The sequence below is a fragment of the Actinomadura rubrisoli genome (genome assembly GCF_004349215.1).
Classification (GTDB): Bacteria; Actinomycetota; Actinomycetes; order Streptosporangiales; family Streptosporangiaceae; genus Spirillospora; species Spirillospora rubrisoli.
The window spans coordinates 1-6,076 of sequence record NZ_SMKU01000462.1; the positions used below are offsets into that span (position 1 = coordinate 1).

The 6,076-nt window shown below is 69.1% G+C and carries 5 protein-coding genes, 1 tRNA gene and 1 pseudogene; 1 reads left to right on the forward strand and 6 read right to left on the reverse strand.

From position 1 onward, the window contains the following. The first annotated feature begins 46 nt into the window (after positions 1–46). The gene (locus E1298_RS42885) at positions 47–181 is read left to right on the forward strand and encodes a hypothetical protein (RefSeq protein WP_243726184.1); all 135 of its coding nucleotides are present in this window, start codon (positions 47–49) and stop codon (positions 179–181) included. On the opposite strand, the pseudogene E1298_RS42890 reads toward E1298_RS42885, so the two are convergent. The 6 genes and pseudogenes from E1298_RS42890 to E1298_RS42915 all read right to left on the reverse strand — a co-directional run. Beyond that, positions 165–542, reverse strand: a pseudogene (locus E1298_RS42890) (1-deoxy-D-xylulose-5-phosphate synthase N-terminal domain-containing protein); the annotation flags it as partial. The gene E1298_RS42885 and the pseudogene E1298_RS42890 sit on opposite strands and share 17 nt — an antisense overlap. Before the next feature lie 118 nt (positions 543–660). Then, positions 661–1,653, reverse strand: coding sequence for a 4-hydroxy-3-methylbut-2-enyl diphosphate reductase (gene ispH, locus E1298_RS42895; RefSeq protein WP_131903127.1), 993 nt, complete (start codon positions 1,651–1,653; stop codon positions 661–663). 2 nt (positions 1,654–1,655) lie between these two features. Next, positions 1,656–2,762, reverse strand: coding sequence for a polyprenyl synthetase family protein (locus E1298_RS42900; RefSeq protein WP_131903128.1), 1,107 nt, complete (start codon positions 2,760–2,762; stop codon positions 1,656–1,658). Positions 2,763–3,437: 675 nt separating this feature from the next. After that, positions 3,438–4,550: a winged helix DNA-binding domain-containing protein gene (locus E1298_RS42905; RefSeq protein WP_131903129.1), complete on the reverse strand. Its 1,113-nt coding sequence runs from the start codon at positions 4,548–4,550 to the stop codon at positions 3,438–3,440. 497 nt (positions 4,551–5,047) lie between these two features. After that, a complete protein-coding gene (locus E1298_RS42910) occupies positions 5,048–5,584 on the reverse strand; it encodes an NAD(P)H-binding protein (protein WP_131903130.1) in 537 nt (178 codons plus the stop codon). A 310-nt stretch (positions 5,585–5,894) separates the two neighbouring features. Beyond that, positions 5,895–5,966 (reverse strand) — tRNA-Val (locus tag E1298_RS42915). Positions 5,967–6,076: the final 110 nt, after the last annotated feature.

Genomic DNA, 6,076 nt, shown 5'->3' on the forward strand with positions numbered 1-6,076 from the left:
CATCGACGTCATCGCCGCCCACCCCGACCGATTCCGCGCCGCGGGGCTGGCCGCAGGCGAGGGCAACATCGAGTTGCTGGCCCGCCAGACCCGGCTCCTGCGCCCCGACGTCGTCGCCATCACCACCCCGGCTCACCGCCCGCCCCATCGTCCAATTGGTGGTTCAGGTGAAGGGCCTTGACGATCCCGTCCGCATACGACAACGCGGTGGAGGCGTGCGAGTTCTCGATCCAGTCATGGGGCGATTCCGAGCGTGTCGGATAGCCCGACAGGCCGCCGCTTTGGCGCAAACTGTCGAACCCGCCCTGCCGGCCGGTGAGGATCTTATGGACGTAGGCCTGGTGCCCGGTGTCGAACAGCACCACATCACGCGGCGAATCGAAAACACGGTGCAGAGCGATGGTCAACTCCACCACTCCCAGGTTCACTCCCAGATGCCCGCCGGTCGCGCACACCTTGTCGATCAGGAACTCCCGGATCTGCCCGGCCAGCCCCTCAAGCTGGGTGAGGTCCAGACCGTCCAGGTCACCGGGGCCTCTGATCGAGTCAAGCGGCGGTGCCGCGGGAGGTGCCTGAGCCGGACGGGCGGAGGCGCTGTCGACGGTCGGCTGCGAGGTTTGACGCTTATTGGTGTGCATAAGGATCCGCCTCCTGGCGGAATCAGGGGGAACGGAGTTGCTTGGGCAACGCGAAATGGACGCTTTCCTGGACGGTGGGGTCTTCGCTGATGTGAACGGGGCCGAGCGTGCGGAGGTGGTCGATCACCTGCCTGACCAGGTGCTGGGGAGCCGATGCCCCGGCCGTCAGGGCGACCACCCGGGCATCGCGCAACCAGGCCGGGTCGATGCTGGAGGCGTCGTCGATCAGGTACGCGGGGATGCCGCGGCGACGGGTCACCTCCACCAGCCGCACGGAATTGGACGAATTGGCCGAGCCGACCACGAGCACCACATCGGCCTCGGCGGCCACGGCGGCGAGGGCGTCCTGCCGGTTGGTGGTGGCGTAGCAGATGTCGTCGGACGGCGGATCCTTGATCGCCGGGAACCGCTCCTTCAGCGCCCGGATCACCTCAGCGGTCTCGTCCACCGCCAGCGTCGTCTGGGTCAGGTAGCTCACCCGGCTCGGATCGGGGATCTCCAGATCGGCGACGTCTTCAGCGGTCTCGACCAGAACGGTGTGCTCCGGGGCCTGCCCGAGCGTGCCCTGCACCTCCTCATGGCCGACATGCCCGATCAGCACCACCGTGTCGCCGCGACCCGCGAACCGGCGCGCCTCGGCGTGCACCTTGGTCACCAGCGGACACGTGGCGTCCACCACCGGCAAGCCACGACGCGCCGCCTCGTCACGGACCTCAGGCGAGACACCATGCGCCGAGAACACCACCACACTGCCTTGCGGCGCGTCGTCCGGGATCTCATCCAGCTCGTCGACGAACACGACGCCCCGGCGCTCCAGATCCTCGACCACATGGCGGTTGTGCACGATCTGCTTGCGCACGTACACCGTGCCACCCGAACCGGCACGCTGGTCCACCAGCCGCTCCACCACCTCGATCGCCCGCTCCACCCCCGCGCAGAACGACCGCGGCGAGGCCAGCGACACCGTCCTGACGGCCCAGGGGGACGTGTCCGCAGTGTGTTCCAGGCTGGTCATGATCAGTGGTCCCGTCGGGTGATCAGCTCGGCCAGGGTCCGCAGGTCGGCCGCCGCGTCGGGGGCGGGGCCGGCCTCGGTGAGGGCGTCCATCGCCGCGTCGAAGTGCCGGTCGGCCTCGGCCCGCGCCCAAACGCGGCCACCGGCGGACGCCACCAACTCGGCCGCATCGGCCACCGACCCCTCGTCCAAAGGTTCAGCACGCTGATACAGCCACGCCAGCCGCTTGCCCGCCGAGGTGCCCGAGCGCAAAGCCGCGACCACCGGCAGCGACTTCTTGCGCGACAGCAGATCCGATCCGACCGGTTTCCCCGTCACCGCGGGATCGCCCCAGATCCCGAGCAGGTCGTCCACCAGCTGGAACGCCAACCCCAGATGACGCCCGAACGCCCGATACCGCGCCACGGCGACCGCACCGGCCTGGTCGGATCCGCCGGTGATGCCCGCCATCGCGCCCAGCTGGCACGCCGCGCCCAGCAGCGCACCGGTCTTTCCCTCGGCCATCGCCGCACACTCATCCAACGAGATCTCGGCACGCTCCTCGAACGCCAGATCGGCCGACTGGCCCTCGCACAACTCCTGCACCGCCGCAGCCAGCACCCTCGCCGCCGCAGCCGAATCCGCCCCGGCACCGGCCACGGAGATCACTTGCTGCATCGCGGCGGCCAGCAGCGCGTCGCCGACCAGAATCGCCTCGCGCACCCCGAACACCGCCCACGCCGCCGGCCGGTGCCGCCGGGTCGTATCTCCGTCCATCACGTCGTCATGCAGCAACGAGAAGTCATGCACCAGCTCCACCGCCACGGCGGCCGCCACCGCAGCGTCATTTCCGGCCGCTTCGGTATGACCCCCGCCGACCGCCCGAGCGCAGGCCAGCGCCAGCGCGGGACGGACCGCTTTGCCCGCACCGTCGGTGGGGCGCCCCTCGGCATCCCACCAGCCCGCGTGGTACCCGGCAACGCGTCCGATCTCCACCGGGAACGCATCGACCGCCGCCCTGCGGGCCGGTTCGACCACCCGCTGGGTATCCGCCAGGATCTGGCGGACCGTACGCGCACCCCGCGAACCGACACCGGACTCAATGCCATATGCCGCACTGGTGGACGCCATAACACCGCTCCCTCAGAGAGACTCATTCGACTTCGCTGACGGGCCGAACCGGCCACACCCGCCGTCATCACCCCCGCCGCCGACCACTAACGGCAGACCGAACACCGATGTGTCGCGCTTTCGGGGCCTGGTCGCGCTTTGCGCTGCCACCAGCGGAAACGACCACGGCGCGACCTGGATGCCCGACGGCCGGCGCCGTGATCAACGGAGCGACGGCCGCGGCCACCCACCTGCCGGAGCCGCCCGCCCGGACTCGCGTCGCCAGGCTCAACGCCGCCGCAAAGCCGGTTCCAGGAAGATCGAGTCAGTTCCGATCCCCCGCAGTCACCACCTCACGACCTCGATCAAGTCGTGACTCTCGGTTACCAAGGCGCCCATGGTAGGACGGAATTTACGAGTTCAGCCTGATCATTAATGTTGCACCCGCTAAAGCGGGACATGGATGACCAATTCAAGCAGCAGCCCGTACATGACCATTATCCGGAGGTCCAAAAGGCTGCGGCTCGCATTCGACGTAGCATTCCGGAGGGCGCACGTGAAGACCGATCGGCTCTGCCTCGAACGAACCGGCGCGTCGACCAAATTCACGGTACGGAGGGAAGCTCACTCGCGAGTTTGGTCACTGTCACCGGGGGGAGCCACCGGTCGGCATGGATGTGGTCCCCAGGGCTGGACTCACACCAGGCTCGCCGAGACGACTGCGCGTGCGCCCAGGAACACGCCCAGCTCCTCGGTCGCAGCTTGCAGCGCGGCGGTTTCGGCGGCGTCGAACGGCCGGTACAGCACCGCCTTGACCACCACGGCGCCGGACCGGTTCGTGCGCTTCCAGCGGCCGGCCACCTGCGTGTCGACCACGATGACGCCGTTCGGCAGGGCAAGCTTGTCCGATGCCGATGCCGATGCCGCAAGCCCGCCGAGGTCGAGCAGGTACTTGCTCTGCCTGTAGCCGACGATGTACTCGTCGTAGGCCTGCAGCAGACGCACCGATGGAGACGGGGCCGGCGCGGGGGCGTTCCCCGGCGCGGACCAGTAGGTGACGCCGTCGACGTCGGTGCTCTCCAGCGTGTCGCCGGCGAATGACAGCCCGGCAGCGATGTCGGCGCGCGTAAGGCTGGACCACCACGCCAGGTCCTTCACAGTCGCCGGACCATGGCTGGTGAAGAACCGGCGGACCAGCTCGACCAGTGCCGCCTCGCGTTCCAGGCTCGCCGCCTGCGGGACCCGTTCCTCTAGCAGCGCGTAGGTGTGCTGCTTGCCCCGCAGCGGGCCGCTGCAGATCACCCGCTCCAGTTCGGCGTGGATGAGGATGTAGCCGAGCCGGAATCCGGCCGCGGTGATGCCGTGGTGGGCGAGCAACGCCGCGATCTCAGTGCGGGTCCGGTGGCTCCCACCGGCGACGGCATCGGCGATCAGGTCCGTGGAGCGGCGCAGCAGCGGCCCGTCGAGCTCGCCGCGCCGGTAGGCGTAGCCGTTGAGCGCGTGCACCCGCGGCGCCGTCAGCTCCAGCAGCCAGCGCAGGTCGGCGGGCGCCACGAAGTGCCACGTGGGGCGCAGCACGTGCGTGCGCAGGATGACGCCGTCGTTGAACGCGCGATCGAGGTCTGAGTCGGTGACGCCGCCGACGAGCCGCTGGGCGACCGCCCACTTGGCCGGGTGGTAGTCCTGCGACTGCAACGCGCCGAACCAGCCGACCACCTCGGCGGCGTCGGCGAACGGGGCCGGCCGCGCGCCGCCCAGGCCGACCGAGCCGATGCGGCGGTGGGACAGCCGGAGCCCCTCCAGCGTCACCGCTGCCCGCCTGCGGCCTCGGTGCGGCCGGTCAGCCGAACCACACGGTCACCGACACGGCAGGCGTCGAAGACGACGTCCACGAGCTCACCGGCGAGTTGGTCGAGGGTCATGCGGATTCTCCCCACAGATCAACTCGGGAGCGTACAGGCCGCCGCCGACAGAATGCGGCGCGCCACGCGAACCGCCTACCCGCTTGCCGAATCACCACCAGCATCCACAGCGACAGACATCTCCTCGGCGAGAGAGCGTCAATGACCCGTGAAGCTGTTCGCAGACATCGCCGCCGGTTCCGTTGGACTTCTCGAACGTCCAAGCGGACCTGGACCAGACCTCTCTCAAGCCGGCCGACGCCTACTTCGCCAAAGGGCGTCGCAGCCGTCACCGCCGGGTGAGGATGCCGCGGCCGCCGACCTCTGCCCGCACCCCGACCACGCGCGCCTGTCGTACGAGCGCGTTGAATACCTCTTCAAGCAGAATGAAGATCTACTGCTGCCTCAGGCATCACACCAGTTCATACTGGTCAGGGCCTGGTCGATCGGGATCTTGCCGCCGACCAGCACGTAGGCGCGGCCGGCGGTGTCCGGCCGGTCGAGGAGTGCGACGAGCACGGCGGCCACGTCGTCCCTGGAGACCCGGTCGAACCTGGCGACCGCGCTGCCGATGTCGGGGTTGTCGGCACAGCCCACATTGATGGAGCTGACGTGCAGGAACCGTCGCACACCTGCCTGTTCCGCCGCGTCCATGAGCAGCACGGGGGCGGCCCGGTCCACCTTGTCCCTGCGTGTGGCGGTAGCGCTGTTGCCCGAACCGGCCGAAAAGACGACGGCGTCGGCGTCGGCGAGCGTGGCGGCCACCTCCTCGGCGGTGGCGCGCTCAAGGTCGAGCACCACGGCGTCACCGCCGGCCTGTCTGACACCGTCGACGTGGTCGGGGTTACGCACGATGCCCACGACGTCATCGCCGCGTTCGGCGAGGAGCCGGGTCAGCCGGAGGGCGACCTTGCCATGGCCGCCGGCGATGACAATCTTCATGCTGCTCCCAAAGCTGATCACAGTGTGGCAGGGCCACCCTAGACACCTCAGCTTCGACGGCAACGCCTCGGATTCTCCGGCGAGGGTGAACCTGGCTCCGAGCTCCGCCGATTCTCGATGAGCTCCCGGCCGCGAGGAAGGGACAGCCAGAAGTAGGTGGTGTCCATCAAGAGCGCCTGGCGGCGGAGACGCGGTGTGCCTGTGGCGACCGGGGCATGCGCCCTCTCGCGGCCCTAGGAACGAGTGAAGGCCCTCCCTTGACGATCAGGGGCGGGCCATCAACAGGCGCTTGACCTGTGGGATCCTTGGGTGGGCGATACTGGGTTCGAACCAGTGACCTCTTCGGTGTGAACGAAGCGCTCTCCCACTGAGCTAATCGCCCTGGTGCGGGCCGCCCTGGGGGCGGTCCGACGTCCGAAACTCTAGCGCATGTCGGGGGGTGTTCGCGCCTCCGCGCCGGGGCATGGGGGCGCGCGGGGCGTCGGCTTGTGG